The sequence below is a fragment of the Oceanobacillus piezotolerans genome, from assembly GCF_003665065.1.
Classification (GTDB): Bacteria; Bacillota; Bacilli; order Bacillales; family Amphibacillaceae; genus Oceanobacillus; species Oceanobacillus piezotolerans.
The window spans coordinates 674146-693393 of record NZ_RCHR01000003.1; the positions used below are offsets into that span (position 1 = coordinate 674146).

Here is a 19248-nt window from a genome sequence, read left to right on the forward strand (position 1 = left end):
TCCAAGATATTGATTTTTTAGCGTCTAGAAACATGACTATGCAAAGTATAGACCAAGTAGAACCAATTCACCTAACTATATCTTATTTGTAATATAGGAAATATACTCTTAAACATGCTGTAAACGCACTAAGGCTTTTCATATGGTAAACTTTCCTTGTCAGTAAATATAAGGGGGAACTACAATATGAAAAAGTTAGTTACATTGATTGTAGGCTTCATTGTTATTGGGGTTTCTGCAACGACTGTTTCAGCAGCTGCAGATTACGAAGTGAAAAAAGGAGACAGCCTTTGGGCGATAGCCAGAAATAATAACACTAGTGTTGAGGTGTTGATGGATATAAACGACATGCATTCCACAACCATTTATCCGAAACAAGTTTTAAAGATTACCAAAGAGGAAGCAGTGGAAACAGCGGAAGCAGCGTATTACAAAGTTCAACCAGGAGATACATTGTCCGAGATCAGTAAAAAATACGGGGGAAACGTGACGGTTTCGAATTTGATGGCATGGAATAACTTAGCCTCAGATTTCATTGTGGTAGGTCAACAGTTGACTGTAAATGGTGCAACTCCAGTTGAAAATACGGCAGAGTTAGAAACACAATCGGTAGAAGCTACAGAGAATGAGGAAGTACATACATCCGAAGAAAGTGTGGCTGTGACTGAGGAGAAGGTAGAAGAGGTTGAGGAAGTGGAAGAGGCGAAAGAAACTGTAGCACAAGATTCAGAACCTGAGGGAAGAACAATCGCTGTCGAATCAACAGCCTATACCGCTCATTGTGCTGGATGCTCAGGTGTTACGGCGACTGGAATTGATTTACGTGCAAACCCTAATATGAAGTTAATTGCTGTGGATCCGAATGTCATCCCGCTTGGCTCTAAAGTATATGTAGAAGGCTATGGCTATGCAGTAGCAGGCGATACCGGCGGTGCTATTCGTGGGAATAAAATAGATGTTCATGTTCCAACGAAAGATGAAGCATATCAGTGGGGAAGACGCACAGTCAATGTAACAATAGTGGATTAAAAAAGCAAGGAAGCATCGAGATTAAGATGCTTCCTTGCTTTTTGCTTGCAGATAGCCGTATACTAATAGAGTGAAAATTAAAAACATTATAAGGTGGCGAGGATTTTGGTAAAGTTATGGAGAGTAGGTACAACATATATTCCAGTAGCGAATGTGGAACGTTCTTCTGAGTGGTATCAATCCAAACTGGAAGCAAAATTAAGTTTTAAGGATGAAGATAAAGCGATTATGAACCTAGCAAACCAAAGTTTCTTTTTAGTGAAAGCAAAAGAGGGAGAAAGTGCAAATTTCTATGATAGAGATGGAGAAAAGCACTTCTCCTTAACATTTGAAGTCAATGGTTTAGACGCGCTAGAAAGCTTACATAGAGAATTATCAGCAAGAGAAGTAGTAGTAGGCCACATTGAAAACAGAGGACATGCAGGGAGAAATTTTGTGTTTTCGGATATAGATGGCAACCTATTTGATGTATGGAGTGAACTGAGTCAGGAATTTAAAGAAAAGTATTTATAGAGGAGAGTATGAGATGCTTTCAAGAAATGAACGCATAAATTCTCCACATCGGAGAGAGATAGTCGAATTCGTGCCGCTTATCAAAACGGGTCAAGAAAAATTTTTAACGCACCTCAAGATATTTTTCAGGATTAAAACTGAAAATAAAGGGGAGAAGAAGAATAAAAGTGGAATATTTTATAGGAATTGTCCCACCTGAAGAATATTTAGAACGAATTGAGCATTTTCAAAATAAATGGATTAAACGATCAGGTGTAGAGCCTCACATAACTTTAAAGGCGCAAGGCGGACTAACTCCAGATAAAAAATGGATAGACAAAGTACAAAAAGTGTGTGATACTTTCAAACCATTCCAGGTCTCGTTAGATAAGCCAAAGTATTTTGGTGATCACATTTTATATTTGAGTGTTGTCTCACATCATTTACACAAATTGCATCAAGAAATAGTGCAAGTGATTTCACCGTCAGAAGACTTAATAGAACATTATTTTGAACTCGAAGCCTTTGTACCTCACTTAACTCTGGGGAAAGAACAATACGGCGGAAACATTTCTACTGGTCTTTCTAAAAAAGAGCTAAAAGAAATGGAAAGATTAGCAGATAAAGAGTTAACACCATATCCTCATTTTGAAGTGAATTTTATTAGAGTGTATGAATTAAACATCGAAATGCAGAGATATGAAAGATATATAGACATCTCTTTAAGTAATTGAGGCTGGGACATATCTAAACTGCTTAACAAAAAAATCGAACGATGTGCTAATTTAGCGAAGTATATTTCCGCAGCGGTTGTCTCTGCTATTTCCTTCGGTTTTTCTTTTCAGCAAACGCATTTGTCCCAGTGTCTTTTCTTATCCACTTCTTAAAGGCTAGGTCCTAAGCTGCCTCTTCAATAACAAACAGAAAAGATAATGGTCCTTTTTCACTGTAATATAAATAGACACTCATCTCTGTTTCCTTAGGTGAATATGTTTATTCTTATAGACGTCATATTTATATGGGGGAATAGGGATGGGCTATTATGTTAAGGTGGAATTGGATGTACATTTATATGTAGAAGATATAAATCCAAATGGTAAAAAGGCAATTGTCTTTTTACATGGCTGGCCATTAAACCATGAGCAATTTGAGTATCAGTTTGATGTTCTCCCTGAAATGGGGTATCGTTGTATCGGCATTGACTGGAGAGGCTTTGGGAAGTCTGACAAACCAATCGATGGCTACAATTATGATCGATTAGCAGAAGATATTCGAGTAATCGTTCATGCACTTCAATTACATAACTTTATTCTTGTAGGTCATTCAACAGGTGGGGCGATTGCAATTCGGTATATGTCAAAGTTTAACGGCTACGGAGTGTCCAAACTGGTGCTTGTAGACGCTGCAGCTCCTGTAGGATTTACTGCAGAAACGGCGACTAGTTTTCTTGCTCTTGCATTAAATGACCGTCCAAAGATGATGCGAGAAGTAACTGAAACGTTTTTCTTTCAATATATAACACCTCCATTTTCTAATTGGTTTATGCAACTGGGATTACAAGCAGCGGGTTGGTCAACAGCAGCAATAATCAAGACGCTAAGAGATGAGACACTTTATCAGGATTTGCAGCATATCATTGCTCCAACTTTAATCATTCACGGTGTTCACGATAGAGTAATCCCGTTTGCACAGGCTGAGGAGCTTAACCAACAAATCAGAAATTCACAGCTTGTTCCATTTCATTACAGTGGTCATGGTCCGTTCTGGGAAGAACGTGGAAAGTTCAATGAGCTATTGAAGCAATACATTGGTTGATGGCACTGCTACACCTTGGGGAAGAAGGAAGAGGTTGGGACAAAAGTGTTTAATCAAAAGATAAATCAGCACGTTGCCTAATGGAGAAATAGCTCAAGTAAATATTGTTATTGTTATTGTTATGCACGAATTTTCTGGATAATAAGAAGCTTTTGTTCCGTTAAAGGGCAGGTTAATTCCATAATCGAAAGGAAAAAGGTATATAGAAAGGGAACTATTTGAAATGCCGGATTAAATAAAGGGGAGAAGGATATGAGTAAATCATTTATTGAACAAGTACATTATATTAGAATTCCTGTAAAAGATTTAGAACTGTCTACACAATGGTATAGAGATGTATTAGGGCTCGAGTTACTAAACAATACTGAGGAACTTGCGATTTTAAAAGTAAATGAAGGACCTTTCTTACTTATCTTAGTTCCAACCGAAGATGAAACATTTGCACATTTTACAATTGATGATAGACAAGAATTTAGCATTGGCTTTACAAGTCCAGAATTATCTAAATTCCATCAACACTTAATGGATAATCAAGTTAAGGTCGAGGATATAAAAGAAGATAATGGTCATACCTTTTTCCACTTTTATGACCCAAATGGTAATAAACTTCAAGTACACTGGTAAGATTATCCTGAAATAAATTACTTTATTTTATTAACAGGTGCTTTAACGGAATAAGAACGAGGATGGGGCAATAGTTTTTCTCAAAAGCAAAACCCGAACTTTAACTAGCGGAGAAACACCGCTCCGGAAATACACTACGCTTTCCGCGGGCGCTGCTGAGCCTCCTCGTGCTTACGCACTGCGGGGTCTCACCTAGGCTTTTCATCCCGCAGGAGTCTCCGTGTATTTCCTCCGCTAATTTAGTACATTATTCGTCTTTTGATTCAAACTGTTTAGTTATGTCCCAGCCTCATATTTTTTGCCTGAAAAACAACAATACTATTTAACAAAGCCTTTGAATTGTACATTTAGTTATGTTCCAACCTGTAAATCTGCCTTACTCTTTCCACTTCGCCTTTTTGACAAACAATCCCTTGTAATAATGGAAATAGCCATAGATTAAATAGCTGTATGCAGTGGTCATTAGAACAGCAAGAAGAAGTAATGAATGATCAACAAACACATGAAGCAGCAAGATATTAACAATGATCGGTGCAAGAACAGCAAGAGTTAATGGGATAAAAAGATTCCATAGCAGTAACACTCCACCAATTACTTCTAAACTTTTCTCTGCCAGTAATAAATAATCAAATATAAATAAGGCCATTGCTTCTGGACTTGTTGCTATAAAGGGATCTAAACCAAAGTAAACGAAATACCCATTAATCCCTGCAACAAAAAATACAATTCCAAGGAATATCCTGCTGGCGTGCATCCATCCTTTCTTCATTTTCTTCCACCTCCTTTTCATTTGGTGATAAAGAAAAACAGTGAAAAGGGACCTAACAGCACATCTTTACTTGCATTTTACCATATAATCCATTTATTCTACAGTAAAATTTAGACTAGTCTGAAAACAGGGTGCACTGTAAATTAAATGGATAACGTCACTTGACAGAAAATAAAATGCTATGTATCATATAAAAAAAGAGTTATAGATTGCTTTAGCATCTAGTTAAATCTTTGCATTTGACTATATGAAAAAGTAAATGTATATCGAACGGATTAAGATAATAGGTAGGTAGACGAGTAAAACCCATTCTTGGTGCGTTAATCGTAAACCGACAATTTTCCATGACTTGGACATAGAGTATGTCTAAGCTGTTAAATTGTCGGTTTTTTGTTGTTTGGAGGAATTTTTATGGCAGATCTTTTTAGTATAGGACTTTTACCAACTTTATATTTTATCGTAATAGGAATCAGTGTAATTAGTGCATTTCTATTAATATTACCGAAAACGCCTTTGCAGTATATTCCAATTCATGTCGCTATTATGTTGTTTCCGCCAATATTAGCTTTCCTGGAATTGTTGTTTAACCATGGTCCAATCATAAACGGGATGTTTCGTATGGATTCTTTATCGTGGTTACTGTCTTGCTTTGTACTCACGGTAGGTGTCATCGTCCAGAAATTCTCCATTCACTATATGTTAGGCGATAACGCTTATCGAAAGTATTTCGCATTGCTATCCTTAACAACCATAGCAAATTCTTTTATATGGTTTAGTGAGAATATTCGATTAATTGCCTTGTTCTGGGGGTTAACAATAGTTGGACTTATCGGCTTAATTCGGTTGCGAAAAGAATGGCAGATTGCTAGAAATGTCGCTGCTCTAACAGGTGGAATGTTTTTGATAAGCTGGCTGCTGCTAGTCGGCGCATTTATAGGTTTAGCAGAAATAACAGGACACTGGCAGTTAACTTCAATCCTGGAGGAAGATTTGACAGGTGGGGAGGAAACAGTGATAACGCTATGCATCGTTATTGCGATGTTAATTCCTGCAGCTCAAGTTCCTTTTCAACGTTGGCTGTTAAATTCAGTAGTAACACCAACTCCAGTGTCTGCTGTCATGCATGCAGGAATTGTCAATGTGGGAGCAATGATGCTAACCCGATTTGGACCTCTGTTTGACGGCTGGGTCGTCCAGCTTCTGTTAGTAATGGTTGCAAGTGTCTCCGTTTTAATTGGTACAGGAATCATGCTTGTCCAAGTTGATTATAAGCGCCAGCTAGTCGGTTCCACCATGGCGCAAATGGGATTTATGCTTGTTCAATGTGCTCTGGGAGCTTATGTTGCTGCCATCACGCATGCCATTCTTCACGGATTATTTAAAGCAACATTATTCTTAGAATCTGGGTTTGCGATTAAACAAGCGAGTACAAATCATAAACAGGAGGTACCTTCCTCACTTTGTAAACTAATGGCACTGACACTCGGAATGCTCGTTGGATTTGGTTTTTGGTTCACATCACCAGGAGCTGGTTATTCCATAGTGAGTTCGCTAATTGTCGGCTGGTCATTTACACTTGCTTTTGCTCAGTTATTCTCCATTCGAAACGGAAAAATGGGATTCGTTCTAAGCACCATCATTATGATTGCATCAGCAAGCCTGTTTATCATTACTCATTATGGATTCCAATGGCTGTTGGAAGAGACGTATCATGCTGATGCTCCATCATCCTTTTCTGTATTTATTATTTTGTTCGTCTTAATTATAGGGAGTCTTGTTGGTTGGTATATCGCCAATCATACATCATCTAAAGTATATCGGATGATGTATCTCTGGCTAGTGAAAATAGGAGAGCCAAAAACCGCTTCTATTGAAAAACATCCAAAATATTTATCTCAATTACTGTCTAAAGGAGGGGATTATCGATGAGCAGTGCTCTAATACATCAATATTGGACAAGGGAAGTTCCTTTTGAAATAAATGAAACGATCCAAGAGGCTAGTAAAGTTATCGTGCCTTATGGACCAATCACTGCATTTGCTGCTCGCCATCCTTGGGAGAAATTAGAAGAAGAAACATTTGCGAATGTAGCACGCCGTTTTAAGGAAGTAGTGGATGTGGATATACTTCCCAGCGAGACGGTTATTCAGGATGCATTAGCACGTGGTGATATTGATACTGGACATGTAGAAAAGCTGCTTAATCTATGGATCAGGCAGCAGAAGATTGATTTGCCTTTCGAACTTCAACAGGCTTATTGCTTTCATCAGTTGGATAGAAGCACTTCAAGCGAAAAGGCATTACCTATACAGAAGGAACTCACACAAACGCTTAAACCCTATCTTTCTTCTATGAAAGAGACAGTTGTAAATACGGCAAGCAAACAGCTGGAACGGCTAGGAAAAGGAAAGATAGCGAAAAACCTGGACAAGCAAATGATCAAATGGTCTAAGCTCTATTTGGATGATTCACAAGCTGTATGGAGACTTCCAGGAAAGGAAGAAGGTTTTTATAAGGCGTGGAAGCAGCTTATCGTGCATGATCCGGATATTCCAGCGTACGTCCAAATGCAACTAAAGGATTTGCCCGAGGAAGCTGAATTGGCATTATACGAAGCAATAAGAATTCTGGAAATCCCGCAAAACCTGGTACAAGGTTACTTGGAAGCTCATTTATTGGCATTACCTGGCTGGTCTGGGATGATGCTATGGCGTTCGGAGCAGTCTGCTAAAGATGCTTCTTTATTGAAGGAGTATCTAGCTGTACGGATTACTCTCGAGGTGGCCTTTATGATGCCATATCTTCCAATTGATTTAATAAAGGACAATGACACCGCGGAATTGGAGAATATTGTTCGTTCGTGGGAGAATTGGCTGAATTCTCATGATTGGTTAGCTCTATCAGAAAAAGAACAACAGGAACGGATAAAGCTTGCATATGCGTTTGATTCAGTAACGAAACAGAGTATTTGGTTAGAAGCATGGGAGAGGACATATGCAGATAAACTGAAGACTCATTTACAAAAAGGCTTCAGAACGAAGAAAGAAGAAGCAATGCCAGAAGCACAGTTTGCATTTTGTATTGATGTACGTTCTGAACCATTCCGGAGAGCACTTGAAAAAGCTGGCCCATTTGAAACGTTTGGTACTGCAGGCTTTTTTGGTCTTCCAATCGAAACTTGTAAGCTTGGTGAAGCAAAAACGCATCCTTCCTTACCAGTGATGAACAAGCCATCGTATCGTATAAAAGAAACGGCTGCAGAAGAAGCGCAAAAAGATTATCAGAGTCGTTTAGCAGCGGCCCTTTCGCCGTATCATACTTTCAAATCGATGAAGCTAAACTTAATGTCAAGTGTTATGCTGCCAGATATAAGTGGACCGTGGTTGGCTTTTAAGACGATGGCACGGAGCTTTCTGCCTAGTAAAACTGGCGTTGGGATACGAAAGGTAGCGAGCCGTTTGACAAACAAACCAGTGACAAAGCTTTCACTTGATCGCGTTTCTTATGCAGACGGAGAGCTTCCAACTGGTTTTACCGAAGAAGAGAAGGTATTCTATGCACGCCAGGCGTTACAAACAATGGGGCTAACAGAGAATTTTTCCAGTTTAGTAGTTATTTGCGGACATGCTAGTCATAGTACCAATAATCCGTATGCCTCTTCACTTGATTGTGGTGCTTGTGGAGGTGCATCGAGTGGATTTAATGCACGAGTTCTTGCAAACCTATGTAATCTTCCTGAAGTAAGAGCAGTCTTGCGTGAAGAAGGAATCGTTATCCCAGAAGAAACCGTATTTATTGCTGCCGAGCATATCACAACAACAGATGAGCTAAAGTTTATGGATATACCGGAACTCTCTGGAAAAGCTAAGATTGTGTTTGAAAATATTCAAACTATATTACCAGATGTCAGAGAAGAAGTGAATATGAGAAGAACAATGGAATTACCAAGCATCACTTCCTCGAATCCAATAAAGGAAACCATGAGACGTGCAGAAGATTGGAGTGAAACACGGCCTGAATGGGGGTTAGCTAAAAACGCGGCCTTTATTATTGGAAGCAGATCGATTAGTAAACATTCCAACTTACATGGCAGGGTATTCTTGCATAATTATGATTGGCAAAAGGATACAGACGGGGCGATTCTTCATAGCATTATTTCCGGTCCTGCAACAGTAACACAGTGGATTAATCTTCAGTACTATGCATCGACTGTTGCTCCGCATTATTATGGAAGTGGAAACAAAACAACGCAATCCGTTACTTCTGGCATTGGTGTGATGCAAGGCAATGGAAGTGATTTATTAACCGGTCTTCCATGGCAATCTGTGATGGAGTCAGATCGTGCTTTATACCATCAGCCACTGCGCCTGCTCATTGTAATCCAAGCACCATCCAGTTACGTAAAACGTTTGTTATCCAATCATCCTGCATTTAGGAAAAAAGTAGATAATAACTGGATTCACCTTGTGAGTATGGATGCAGACGGAAATTGGATAGAATGGTCCTCGTCTCAAGCTTAACTTCTTGCTTAAAATCATGTCATTTTACAGAGGATAGAAAAAAAGAGTAAAATATCAGTTGTAGTTAGAAATTGAAGGAGAGTACGAGATGGACAAATCAAAAGGCGCGTTAGAAGCGGAGGTTAGTCGGGCATTAACACAATGGGAGAAAAATTATCTCGGACGTGGTTCGCTTTCCGTTAAGTCAGATATTTTACGGGATATGATTATTGTCTCCTTGCGTGGAATCCTAACCCCCGCAGAATATGCCCTATGTAAAGACACAGAAGGAATGATTCCGGTGAAAGAATATCGAAACGGTTTAGTGGAGTCAGGTGTCGATGAATTAAAGGAAATTATATTAAGCTTAACGAATTTTGAAGTGTGCAGCTTTTATACGGATATCAGTACTAAGACAGGAGAAAGAATCATCGTTTTTAAGCTCACTGGTAATCTTGAAGAAACATTTGCATAACTGCTCCAATGATTTATGAAAAACAGCCTACCGTAAGTAGGCTGTTTATGATGATTAATAAAATCCTCCAAAGCCAAACCCATAACCTGGATAACCAAACCCATAGCCCGGATAACCAAACCCATAGCCTGGATAACCAAACCCATAACCTCCATATCCAAGAGCTGGATATAATAAGGCACTGCCTAGCAGTCCTCCTAATACCCCACCAATAAAAGGGCCGCCAAAGAAGGGACCACCAAAGAAGGGACCACCAAAGAAGGGTCTACCAAAGAAGGGTCTACCAAAAAATGGTCTTCCAAAGAAAGGTCTCGGCCCGAAAAATGGCCTGCGAAGTAAACTTTCATCATCTATGGATTCCATTTCTTGCTCATGCATTACGGGGTACTGGCGATATTGTTCATTCGTATAATTCATTTCATGCCCTGGTATTTGAGTATACTCTTGAGATTCTTTATTCGTATAGTTGTTTTCACTCATTTTATAAACCTCTTTTCATAAAAATTAACCTTATTGTTAAGTTCCATACATTGTATTAAGGAGAATGGGAAATGTAGCCTGTTTACCTAGTTTCTTGTTTGAGGTTAATTGAAACTGAAAATTCCGATTGTTCCGAATAGTGCTTTGTAAAAGGGATGATCTATGTTAGGATAAATAAATGTTTACATGCACGTAGGGTAGTTTAGAAAAAAGAAGCACTTCTTTACATAAATGGGAAAAGAGGGTGGCAAATGCTGAAAATACTAGAAACAGAGAGATTATATTTAAGAGAACTGGCACTCAGTGATGCAAAAGAGCTATCGAAAGTGCTTTCCGATCCAGAATCCATGCAATATTATCCTGAACCATTTGATTCGGAAAGGGTAGAGAGATGGATTCATTTGAATATGGATCATTATAAAAGGTATCACCATGGCTTATGGGCAGTTATTTTGAAAGATAGGGATATATTCATTGGGGATTGTGGTATAACTATGCAAGTTGTAGATAGGGAAACCGTGCCAGAGATTGGTTTTCATATTATTAAAAGCTATTGGAATAGAGGATATGCAACAGAGGCTGCATTGGCATGTAAGGATTATGCCTTTCACGTTTTACAATTTCCCAAGGTGTTTTCTTATACTAACATAAATAATGTCCCATCACAGAAGGTAGCAAAAAAAATAGGGATGCAAGAATATAAGATATTCGAAAAAAATGGGGAAAGGCAAATCGCTTATGTAGCGGTTAATTCACAGAAATCGTCTAAGAAATTGGAAAGTACATCCTGATGGAGTGGGGAAGACCTGGCTTCCATTCCATTTTTAGAGCTCTTTTCTTGTAGTACAGACACTCAGTGGGAGCGGAGACTCCCCCACTGAGTCAAATTAGACTTTATTTTTCTCTTACAACTGTACCTGTATAGCGATCATGAGGCATAGCAGCGCCGTTTTCACCTTCAAAAGCTTCTCGATCCTTAAAATAATCCAACGTGCTTAGTGTATCACGATATGCTATCCTTTTCACAATTTGACAAGAGTTTAGATCTTTGCCATCCTTACTTTCCAGTGCAAGTCCCATTGCCTTGTAACCTACTGTTTGTCCACAAGTACGCATCTGCGCATACTCGAGCGACCACATTACTACTGTAGGAGTAACTACCGTATGTACAAATTCGTTTTTTACCTTTTTGCGCAGGAAGTATTCCACACCTAAAGAAAGAATACCAGACACAACGCCATCTATCATAACAGCCTTAGTACGCTTTTTTGTAAGATCCTTCAACTTATTTCCTCCTCTATATATCTATCATCTCCATTTCATTATTAGATAATTTCTTAAATTTTTCAATCTTTATGTTAGACTATAGAAAAAACGGAGATTAAATGCCAAGCTATCTCTATTAATTTAATATGGCCAAAGTTAGACAGGGAGAATGGGGGATAAGGTTGAAAGTAAACATTGAAAAACCGGATATAACACACACCGAGGCTATTGCAGCTATTTGTGCAGCAGGGTGGAGACAAACAGTTGAAGGAGTATTAAGTGAAGCGTATATAGCGGATAATATCTTAAAATGGTATAGCAATCAGAAAGTAAAGGAAGACATTAAAAGGGAATCCTATACCTATATTGCAAGGATAGATGATGTGGTGGTTGGTGTCATTGGCGGTGGGATTACTACAGCTGGCATTGGAGAGATATATGTATTATATGTGAAAGAGGAGCACCGTTATCATGGCGTAGGGAGAAAACTGCTAGATGCGCTTACTGAAGAGCAGATGGAGAAAGGTGCCAAGGAGCAATGGGTATCGGTTCAAGAAGGTAACCAGCGAGGGATCCCTTTTTACGAATCAAGGGGATTTATATATGAAAAGAAAAAAGTCACAACCGTACATACAGGAGAAGAACAAGTTTCACTGAGGTATAGGAGAGAACTCATCCATAATTAAATTCTTATAAATCCCGAAAAAAACAGTAATAAGGAACTTATAAAGTACATATCGGTCCGAAATAGATGTTCCTAATGATAATGCATTTTATGAAAGTGAAAAAAACAAGACTTAGAGACGAAACCTCCTAAGTCTTGTTTTTTCATAAATAAGTGTGCTGTATTTCTGGCCAGATAAATTATTCTATCTAGTCTCTAGGCTTTTTGATTTAATTGGCTTTCCTGTTCCGATCTTAATGTTATCATCTGAAGGGGTCGCCCGTTTCATAAAGAAAGCGAGAATAAGAGCAATGACTATAACAAAGGTCGAAATCAGGAATGCATCATTTATCCCACCAAGTAAGGCTTCCATGGAGATTTGCTGCTGCATTTCAGCGGAAGGTTGTCCTCCCGCTTCTGCAATCAATTGATTTGTGTACAGTTTCTCGCGGGTCGACATGATCGTAATAATAACTGCCGTACCAATCGCTGCGGAAACCTGGTTTAATGTATTGTTCATTGCTGTACCATGTGGATAGAAGCTTGCCGGCAATTGGTTTAAGCCATTTGTTTGAACCGGCATCATAACCATGGATAAACCAAACATACGAACAGCATGGACCGTCATTAAATAATAATAACCTGTTTCAAAGGTTAAATTACTAAGTAAGTAGGTGGTTACAAGAACAATCGTCAGTCCACTTATAGCTAGGATTTTTCCACCGTATCTGTCAAACAGCTTCCCAGTTATCGGTGACATAGCGGCATTGACAAGGGCACCTGGCAGAAGCATTAATCCTGCATTCATTGGAGAAATGCCTAAAAGTGTCTGGACATAGATTGGCAGGAGCATAAAGCCTGAAAACATTGCGATATTAATAACAATCATAATAATCGCTGCCAGTGTAAACATCGGATATCCAAAGACTTTAAAGTTCAGCATAGGTTGCTGTAATGTAGATTGACGGCGAACAAACCAAAATATTGAAAGTGCACCGATAACAATTGTTAAATATACTTGTGGACTGCTCCAGCCGACCGAACCAGCCATACTGAATCCATATAATAGTCCACCAAATCCAATCGTTGATAATACGACAGAGAAGCTATCCAAACGGATATTTACTTTTTCTTTTTTATCTTTTAATAAGAAGAATCCGATGAAGAAGATAATCACTGCAACGGGACCGATAAAGTGGAAAAGCATTCTCCAGTCATAATGCTCGATAATCCAGCCAGACAATGTCGGACCAATTGCAGGTGCGAACATTAGGATCAGTCCCAGCATCCCCATTGCTGTTCCGCGCTTAGCGATAGGGAAGGCAACAAGGATAACGTTCATTAAAAGCGGCATCATTATCGCTGAACCGGATGCCTGAATCATTCTTCCTGTTAATAAAATAGAAAAGGCAGGGGCAAATCCGGCCAGGATAGTTCCGATCGTAAATAATCCCAATGAAACTAAAAATAAACGACGAACAGAAAATTTCTGAATGAGAAATGCGGTCGTAGGTATGAGAATTCCATTTACCAGCATAAATCCTGTTGTCAGCCATTGAACGGTTGCCGTGTCAACATGTAAATCAGCCATGATGGAAGGTAAAGCAACGTTCAATAAAGTATTATTTAAAAATGAAATAAAAGCACCAATCATCAATATAGCAAGAATGCCATATGGTGGACGATTGGTCTGATCAATGGAATGACTCACTTTGTTTCCCCCTCTATACTGTTAGTCCAATATTGTGCTGTTAAGCATTCGCAAACTATATCTTATAACAACCTCTTTTATATTGCAATATATAAAGACTTTAATCTATAATTATATATTTTTGTAAATAGAGTGTAATTTTAGTTTGAACTGCTGGTCTAATTTTCATCAAAAAAGGTTAAAGAGAGGTTGTCCCTCTACTTTAACCTTTTTCATTATATTTGATTCCTTCTTTATAAAGAAGGGAAGATAATAATTACTTTAGTAGTTGATTTTTCCACGTATTTCTCCATTTGGGTGATTCTTAGTATGGATATTAACATAAGCCTTACCAGTTAACATCAAATCCGTTAATTCCGAAATAGTCTTTCCTTTTAAAGGTCCAGCTAAATCAGCATTTGTAATAAACCCTTCTTTTCCATCTTCTGTTAGTTCTTGATTATTTATTAATTCCACTACGGTTGGCCCAATAATATTCCTTCTGCCAACCTGTATGGTTGCTTGTGTAATATTTCTTATTCCTTCGAGATCAATTCGGTATCTCATTTTATCTGAGTTCTTCTCTATATAGAATAATGCTACACCTTCAGCGTTGGTATGGACTGGGGGAACCTCTTGACTTCCAACTAATTCTGCCATGTAAAATGCTTCATGCATTCCATTTCCTCCTTTTTTTCCTCCTATATTCTATAGTATTAAGAGGAATAGGACCTTTCCTGTACGGCTATCCTTATTGAGTGCTCTCTGGAGAAAATTGGCTTGTGTCAACGGATGACAGATGCACAAAAAATAAATTACAAGACAGCAGGTGCAGATGATTCTACTTCATATAACGTCATATTCCCCAATCCATTTGCAGGACGGATTTTATTTTTTTTACGTTGTCTTCTCCAATATGTTCCATGATTTTATTCTCCAGTTCGGCTTTTAATGACATATTCTTCTCATAGCATTCTTCGCCGAATTTGGTTAATCGTAAGTACTTGTGCTTTTTGTTATTTTCTACATTAAATACTTCAACCAATCCTTTTGCTTGCAGTTGTTTAATAAATTTATGTGTCGCCTGTCTGGAAATATCAACCTGCTTTGCTACATGCGCAATGGTAGGCTGCTTTTTATAAACCCTTGCCAGGATAAACCACTCAGAATTGGCTAAATAGATATTACTGTTATCGTTCCATTTTTTTTCAGCGATGCGACGAAGGTAAAGATGTCTCTCACTCAGAAGATCGATTAAATCTAAGTCACGCCATTCAGAATCCAATCTTTTCAACTCCCAATATAAAGTCGCCTCTACTATACATAAGCGTTCCACCATTGTCAACTAAGTTGACAAATTTTGTTTTGAAGCGTATAATTATAATGTAAACTTAGTTGACGATGATAAAAGGAGTAATGTCATGTTTAATATTGGTGATACCATTATTTATTCGGTTCATGGTTTGTGTAAAATCGACGATATTTGTGAAAAACCATATCACGGTGAGACTAAAACCTATTACGTGTTGCATCCTATGAATGATGAGAGGTTAACGATTTCTACGCCGGTAGATAATGATAAGGTCTTAATGTTGAAGATGATGACGGAAGAAGAAGCAACTATTGTATTGGAATCCTTCAAAGATCCAGGAATTGCTTGGATTGAAGATGTTAAGAAACGGAATAAAAATTATAAACAATTAATTAAATCGGGAGACCGTAAAGAAATCTCCAAAGTAGCGAGCACCCTTATGCAAAGAGAGGCAGAGGCAAAAGCATCCAATAAACGTCTTTATGATCAGGACCGCAAGCTTCTAACTACCATTCAATCGATATTATTTAAAGAATTAGCTACATCTTTAGATACGACGTATGAGAACATAGAAAATAAAGTCCACCAGCTAGTAGCTGCAGCAAACCAACACTCTGTTAAATAATAAAAATGGAGCAGAAAGCGTAGGGAAATCATTATGGTCATACTATATGTAACAGCAGGCTGTACATCCTGCAAAAAAGCAAAAAGCTGGTTTCTGGAACATGATATTCCATTTATAGAAAGAAATGTATCGAGTGATATATTAACTTTTAAGGAGTTTAAAGAAATCTTACGGCTATCGGATGATGGTACGGATGATATTCTTTCTACGAATTCAAAAGTTTTTCAAAGCATAGATGTTGACCTGGAACAGCTTGGTCTAAAGGAATTATACCGTTTTATCTTAAAGAAACCGACACTATTAAAATTTCCAATTATTCATGATGAAAAGCATTTTCTAGTAGGATACAATGAACACCAAATTCGCAGGTTTATCCCACGCTCCATCCGCAACGCTCTACTCCATGATGCTCAAAAAGTATAGGGTATGTTAGAAATGCTAGGGGGTTAGACATAACTAAAATGCTTAACCAAAAGATGAACAATGTACTAATTTAGCGGAGGAAATATACGTAGACTCCTCGAAAAAGAAAAACACTTTTTCTTCGTGCGATGTATTGCTGCCGAAGCATTCCTTGTCCTACGGGAGGATAGGCCTAGGTGAGACCCCGCAGTGCGTTAGCACGAGGAGGCTCAGCAGCCGCCCGTGGAAAGCGAAGTATATTTCCGTAGCGGGTGTCTCCGCTATTTCGTTTTTTTCTTTAAAGCAAACACATTTTCCAGCCTCTAGCATTTTAGTTTTGACTATTAGATATGCAATAGATGTAAAAAGAAAGCAAAATAGAAAGTCGCTCTGAAAAGAAAGTTTAATATGATTCGACGGAATTTATGATTGTCCAATCAGCTTCCTTCATATATGATATATAAGTAAAAAGATTTTATATGGGGAGTATACGAATGGAAATTATTGAATTATTGAAAGCAGTGATCCTTGGCCTGGTTGAGGGTTTAACGGAATTTGCCCCAGTTTCATCAACTGGTCATATGATTTTAGTTGACGATATGTGGCTCAGATCCACTGAATTTCTCGGACAATACACAGCAAACACGTTTAAAATTGTGATACAACTTGGTTCGATTCTTGCGGTAACTATTGTTTTTAAAGACAGATTTATAGAATTACTGGGATTGTATCGACTTAGTAAAAAAAGAACCTATGTCGTGAAGAAAAACAACCATCTGAAACTGTCACATGTTATTGTAGGATTGATTCCTGCAGGGGTCCTTGGGTTGTTGTTTGAGGATTTTATCGATGAGCATTTATTTACAACAAAAACCGTATTAATCGGACTATTGATTGGCGCGCTGTTTATGATCTTTGCTGATTTAGCTCGTCCGAAAACGCCACGAATTGAGTCGGTTGACCAAATCGGTTATAAACAGGCATTTACAGTGGGATTGATTCAGTGCTTATCACTTTGGCCAGGATTTTCTCGCTCAGGAGCTACCATCTCAGGTGGGGTATTAACTGGAATGAGTCACCGTGCGGCTTCGGATTTTACATTTATTATGGCTGTTCCGATTATGGCCGGAGCAAGTGGATTGTCACTTATTAAAAACTGGCAGTACTTTACATTAGATGCCTTGCCTTTCTTTATTGTAGGATTTATTAGTGCATTTATCTTTGCACTGATATCGATTCGATTCTTCTTGAAATTGATTAATCGAATTAAACTGATTCCATTTGCCATTTATCGTATCGTGCTAGTGGCAGTGATTTACTTTTTATATTTTTAAAAGGTTATTCTACAATACAAATATAATAATGATTTACCATAATAATAGCAGAAGAATTCTACATGAATTTACTTCTGCTATTTTTTGTTGTTCTGTTTTATACAAAGCAAAAAGAAAAAAACAGTCCGTTTTGCAACCGAACAAGCGGTGTCATATATAGAAGGAGCCTATTTTTCATTTTTTATGTAAAATTTACTTTACTTCATGTATAGTTTATTTTACAATATGTATAGAAGAGTTAAACTTTTCTGAAAACTACACGATCGTCATTATGCCATTGAGTAGATTGCCAAAAAAAATCAGGAGGAAGAAAATGACCTATCAAGTGAAAAAGAATATTGTCATGTTGATAAGTTCAATTTTGATTTTCGGGGTGTATAGCTGGTTCCTTTTCCAAGAATTCCATCAAAGATCTATGGAATCGACGGAAATGTTGGTGTTTTTCGCTACAGGTATTCTAATATTAATTCCCATTAACATTGCAGCTACCATTGTTATTCATATTCTTTTTAATATCATCAATACCATAACGACTAGCGAAAAAGAACCATCATTTACTGATGAACTCGATAAGATAATTGAATTGAAAGCATTGAAAATCGGACATTTCATTTTTATCATTGGTTTTGTCATTGCACTGCTTTCCATAGTGTGGGGAGCAAGTCCAACGTTAATGTTCATTATCTTATATGTTTCTGGATTTATATCAGATATATCTGGAAATATTACGTCTCTATATCTATATTCGAAAGGAGTCTGAAATGAAGAAAGGTCATATTCACAATAACATACGAAGTCTACGGTTTACTCATAACGAGATGACACAGCAGCAATTAGCAGATAGAGTGGGTGTGACTCGGCAAACCATTGTTTCTATTGAAAAGGGGAATTATTCCCCGTCATTAGAATTAGCATTCCGCATTGCTCGCCTTTTTGACCTAACGATAGAGGAAGTCTTTACATTTAGTGAAGACTAGTTGTTTCCTTATTAGGGTGAAGGAATAAAGACGAAGGCTATGGATTGCCTAAAAAAATAGTGTCAAAAGGTTTTTGTATCGTTGAAAAATAATCCTCATCCTTCATCCTAGTTTTTATTGACGGGTTGAATAAGCCGTTTAAATAAGAACTCTATAAATCAATGTTGTAAAAGTCTCTTAGAACAACGATTCCTTATTTTATGGATGAATATTAACCCGTGTTCCGATGGGGATAGTCCTTGCCAACTCCTCTACATCCTGATTATGCATACGAATACATCCTCTAGATACAGCTTTACCTATAGAACTCGGATCGTTAGTACCATGGATTCCATAGTTTTCTTTCGATAAACTCATCCACATCGTTCCAAAGGGACCACCGGGATTTAGAGCTTTATTGATAACAATGAAAGTTCCTACTGGTGTTTGGTGCAAGATTCTTCCAACTGCAATTGGATATTGCTTCTGTAATACACCATTTCTCAATAGCCTCAACCGTTTATTATTAGTAGAAATATCAATATGATAAGGGAGGGTAGAAGGGTCCGGAAAACCTGGAATACCGATAAATTGTCCAGGATAGATAAGATTTGGATTAATATTGGGATTTGCTCTGATAATGGTAGCAATAGGTGTGCGATAATCTCTTGCTATTTGATTTAATGTTTCACCCGGTTTTACAGTATGAATCATTGTAAGACCTCCTTAGGTTTATGCCATGTCATATTTATTTTTATGAAGATGAGCAATAAGGGTTCTTCTACAATGAATATTAATTTATAAAAAAGGTGGGGG

22 protein-coding genes and 1 pseudogene are annotated in these 19248 nt (G+C 37.9%); 16 read left to right on the plus strand and 7 right to left on the minus strand.

The genetic code is table 11. The annotated features are described in order from the left end of the window. Window positions 1-186: 186 nt before the first annotated feature. From D8M04_RS11385 to D8M04_RS11410, 6 genes and pseudogenes are all read left to right on the plus strand, one after another. Window positions 187-1029, plus strand: coding sequence for a 3D domain-containing protein (locus D8M04_RS11385; RefSeq protein WP_121523035.1), 843 nt, complete (start codon window positions 187-189; stop codon window positions 1027-1029). Window positions 1030-1131: 102 nt separating this feature from the next. Next, complete coding sequence (locus D8M04_RS11390; protein WP_121523162.1) at window positions 1132-1542, plus strand: VOC family protein; 411 nt, start codon at window positions 1132-1134, stop codon at window positions 1540-1542. A 54-nt stretch (window positions 1543-1596) separates the two neighbouring features. After that, window positions 1597-1677, plus strand: a pseudogene (locus D8M04_RS20725) (aminoglycoside 6-adenylyltransferase); the annotation flags it as partial. A gap of 26 nt (window positions 1678-1703) precedes the next feature. Next, complete coding sequence (locus D8M04_RS11400) at window positions 1704-2255, plus strand: 2'-5' RNA ligase family protein (RefSeq protein ID WP_121523036.1); 552 nt, start codon at window positions 1704-1706, stop codon at window positions 2253-2255. Between the two features lie 298 nt (window positions 2256-2553). Continuing rightward, a complete protein-coding gene (locus D8M04_RS11405) occupies window positions 2554-3336 on the plus strand; it encodes an alpha/beta fold hydrolase (protein ID WP_121523037.1) in 783 nt (260 codons plus the stop codon). 252 nt (window positions 3337-3588) lie between these two features. After that, the gene (locus D8M04_RS11410; RefSeq protein ID WP_121523038.1) at window positions 3589-3960 is read left to right on the plus strand and encodes a VOC family protein; all 372 of its coding nucleotides are present in this window, start codon (window positions 3589-3591) and stop codon (window positions 3958-3960) included. Window positions 3961-4336: 376 nt separating this feature from the next. On the opposite strand, the gene D8M04_RS11415 is transcribed toward D8M04_RS11410, so the two are convergent. Continuing rightward, a complete protein-coding gene (locus tag D8M04_RS11415; protein WP_121523039.1) occupies window positions 4337-4729 on the minus strand; it encodes a hypothetical protein in 393 nt (130 codons plus the stop codon). 411 nt (window positions 4730-5140) lie between these two features. Here D8M04_RS11415 and D8M04_RS11420 point away from each other — a divergent pair, with 411 nt between their 5' ends. The 3 genes from D8M04_RS11420 (at window position 5141) to D8M04_RS11430 (ending at window position 9703) form a co-directional block, all read left to right on the plus strand. Then, a complete protein-coding gene (locus D8M04_RS11420; RefSeq protein ID WP_121523040.1) occupies window positions 5141-6658 on the plus strand; it encodes an NADH dehydrogenase subunit 5 in 1518 nt (505 codons plus the stop codon). Then, window positions 6655-9249, plus strand: coding sequence for a DUF2309 domain-containing protein (locus tag D8M04_RS11425; RefSeq protein WP_121523041.1), 2595 nt, complete (start codon window positions 6655-6657; stop codon window positions 9247-9249). The genes D8M04_RS11420 and D8M04_RS11425 overlap by 4 nt, the downstream gene beginning before the upstream one ends. 88 nt (window positions 9250-9337) lie before the next feature. Next, window positions 9338-9703 (plus strand): Na-translocating system protein MpsC family protein, encoded by a 366-nt coding sequence (locus D8M04_RS11430; protein WP_121523042.1) that lies wholly within the window; start codon window positions 9338-9340, stop codon window positions 9701-9703. 54 nt (window positions 9704-9757) lie between these two features. On the opposite strand, the gene D8M04_RS11435 is transcribed toward D8M04_RS11430, so the two are convergent. Next, complete coding sequence (locus D8M04_RS11435; RefSeq protein ID WP_187695438.1) at window positions 9758-10183, minus strand: hypothetical protein; 426 nt, start codon at window positions 10181-10183, stop codon at window positions 9758-9760. A 251-nt stretch (window positions 10184-10434) separates the two neighbouring features. Here D8M04_RS11435 and D8M04_RS11440 point away from each other — a divergent pair, with 251 nt between their 5' ends. Continuing rightward, window positions 10435-10974, plus strand: coding sequence for a GNAT family N-acetyltransferase (locus D8M04_RS11440; protein WP_342772643.1), 540 nt, complete (start codon window positions 10435-10437; stop codon window positions 10972-10974). Window positions 10975-11077: 103 nt separating this feature from the next. On the opposite strand, the gene D8M04_RS11445 is transcribed toward D8M04_RS11440, so the two are convergent. After that, window positions 11078-11467: an RDD family protein gene (locus tag D8M04_RS11445; protein ID WP_121523043.1), complete on the minus strand. Its 390-nt coding sequence runs from the start codon at window positions 11465-11467 to the stop codon at window positions 11078-11080. A 164-nt stretch (window positions 11468-11631) separates the two neighbouring features. Here D8M04_RS11445 and D8M04_RS11450 point away from each other — a divergent pair, with 164 nt between their 5' ends. Beyond that, window positions 11632-12135, plus strand: coding sequence for a GNAT family N-acetyltransferase (locus D8M04_RS11450; RefSeq protein WP_121523044.1), 504 nt, complete (start codon window positions 11632-11634; stop codon window positions 12133-12135). Between the two features lie 183 nt (window positions 12136-12318). On the opposite strand, the gene D8M04_RS11455 is transcribed toward D8M04_RS11450, so the two are convergent. From D8M04_RS11455 to D8M04_RS11465, 3 genes are all read right to left on the minus strand, one after another. Beyond that, the gene (locus D8M04_RS11455) at window positions 12319-13824 is read right to left on the minus strand and encodes a DHA2 family efflux MFS transporter permease subunit (RefSeq protein ID WP_246001188.1); all 1506 of its coding nucleotides are present in this window, start codon (window positions 13822-13824) and stop codon (window positions 12319-12321) included. A gap of 261 nt (window positions 13825-14085) precedes the next feature. Next, window positions 14086-14481, minus strand: a complete 396-nt coding sequence (locus D8M04_RS11460; RefSeq protein WP_121523045.1) for a CHRD domain-containing protein — start codon at window positions 14479-14481, stop codon at window positions 14086-14088. Window positions 14482-14659: 178 nt separating this feature from the next. Continuing rightward, a complete protein-coding gene (locus D8M04_RS11465) occupies window positions 14660-15088 on the minus strand; it encodes a MarR family winged helix-turn-helix transcriptional regulator (protein WP_121523046.1) in 429 nt (142 codons plus the stop codon). Window positions 15089-15224: 136 nt separating this feature from the next. Here D8M04_RS11465 and D8M04_RS11470 point away from each other — a divergent pair, with 136 nt between their 5' ends. From D8M04_RS11470 to D8M04_RS11490, 5 genes are all read left to right on the plus strand, one after another. After that, complete coding sequence (locus tag D8M04_RS11470) at window positions 15225-15740, plus strand: CarD family transcriptional regulator (RefSeq protein WP_121523047.1); 516 nt, start codon at window positions 15225-15227, stop codon at window positions 15738-15740. Window positions 15741-15773: 33 nt separating this feature from the next. Next, window positions 15774-16163 (plus strand): transcriptional regulator Spx, encoded by a 390-nt coding sequence (gene spx, locus D8M04_RS11475; protein WP_121523048.1) that lies wholly within the window; start codon window positions 15774-15776, stop codon window positions 16161-16163. 473 nt (window positions 16164-16636) lie between these two features. Continuing rightward, window positions 16637-17476 (plus strand): undecaprenyl-diphosphate phosphatase, encoded by an 840-nt coding sequence (locus D8M04_RS11480; protein WP_121523049.1) that lies wholly within the window; start codon window positions 16637-16639, stop codon window positions 17474-17476. 313 nt (window positions 17477-17789) lie between these two features. Then, window positions 17790-18236, plus strand: a complete 447-nt coding sequence (locus D8M04_RS11485) for a hypothetical protein (protein ID WP_121523050.1) — start codon at window positions 17790-17792, stop codon at window positions 18234-18236. Between the two features lies 1 nt (window position 18237). Beyond that, window positions 18238-18453, plus strand: coding sequence for a helix-turn-helix transcriptional regulator (locus tag D8M04_RS11490; protein WP_121523051.1), 216 nt, complete (start codon window positions 18238-18240; stop codon window positions 18451-18453). A gap of 198 nt (window positions 18454-18651) precedes the next feature. Here the strand turns inward: D8M04_RS11490 and D8M04_RS11495 are convergent, their stop codons facing one another. Continuing rightward, entirely contained in the window at window positions 18652-19146 is a 495-nt protein-coding gene (locus D8M04_RS11495; RefSeq protein ID WP_121523052.1) for a L,D-transpeptidase family protein, read from the minus strand. Between the last annotated feature and the right edge of the window lie 102 nt (window positions 19147-19248).

What these genes read in the sequence shown, in the direction of transcription:
- D8M04_RS11470 (WP_121523047.1), top strand. Translation starts at nt 15,225, where the DNA reads ATGTTTAATATTGGTGATACCATTATTTATTCGGTTCATGGTTTGTGT.
- D8M04_RS11425 (WP_121523041.1), top strand. Translation starts at nt 6,655, where the DNA reads ATGAGCAGTGCTCTAATACATCAATATTGGACAAGGGAAGTTCCTTTT.
- D8M04_RS11495 (WP_121523052.1), bottom strand. Translation starts at nt 19,146, where the DNA reads ATGATTCATACTGTAAAACCGGGTGAAACATTAAATCAAATAGCAAGA.
- D8M04_RS11415 (WP_121523039.1), bottom strand. Translation starts at nt 4,729, where the DNA reads ATGAAGAAAGGATGGATGCACGCCAGCAGGATATTCCTTGGAATTGTA.
- D8M04_RS11410 (WP_121523038.1), top strand. Translation starts at nt 3,589, where the DNA reads ATGAGTAAATCATTTATTGAACAAGTACATTATATTAGAATTCCTGTA.
- D8M04_RS11435 (WP_187695438.1), bottom strand. Translation starts at nt 10,183, where the DNA reads ATGAGTGAAAACAACTATACGAATAAAGAATCTCAAGAGTATACTCAA.
- D8M04_RS11460 (WP_121523045.1), bottom strand. Translation starts at nt 14,481, where the DNA reads ATGCATGAAGCATTTTACATGGCAGAATTAGTTGGAAGTCAAGAGGTT.
- D8M04_RS11405 (WP_121523037.1), top strand. Translation starts at nt 2,554, where the DNA reads ATGGGCTATTATGTTAAGGTGGAATTGGATGTACATTTATATGTAGAA.
- D8M04_RS11385 (WP_121523035.1), top strand. Translation starts at nt 187, where the DNA reads ATGAAAAAGTTAGTTACATTGATTGTAGGCTTCATTGTTATTGGGGTT.
- D8M04_RS11480 (WP_121523049.1), top strand. Translation starts at nt 16,637, where the DNA reads ATGGAAATTATTGAATTATTGAAAGCAGTGATCCTTGGCCTGGTTGAG.
- D8M04_RS11430 (WP_121523042.1), top strand. Translation starts at nt 9,338, where the DNA reads ATGGACAAATCAAAAGGCGCGTTAGAAGCGGAGGTTAGTCGGGCATTA.
- D8M04_RS11440 (WP_342772643.1), top strand. Translation starts at nt 10,435, where the DNA reads ATGCTGAAAATACTAGAAACAGAGAGATTATATTTAAGAGAACTGGCA.
- D8M04_RS11490 (WP_121523051.1), top strand. Translation starts at nt 18,238, where the DNA reads ATGAAGAAAGGTCATATTCACAATAACATACGAAGTCTACGGTTTACT.
- D8M04_RS11485 (WP_121523050.1), top strand. Translation starts at nt 17,790, where the DNA reads ATGACCTATCAAGTGAAAAAGAATATTGTCATGTTGATAAGTTCAATT.
- D8M04_RS11420 (WP_121523040.1), top strand. Translation starts at nt 5,141, where the DNA reads ATGGCAGATCTTTTTAGTATAGGACTTTTACCAACTTTATATTTTATC.
- spx (WP_121523048.1), top strand. Translation starts at nt 15,774, where the DNA reads ATGGTCATACTATATGTAACAGCAGGCTGTACATCCTGCAAAAAAGCA.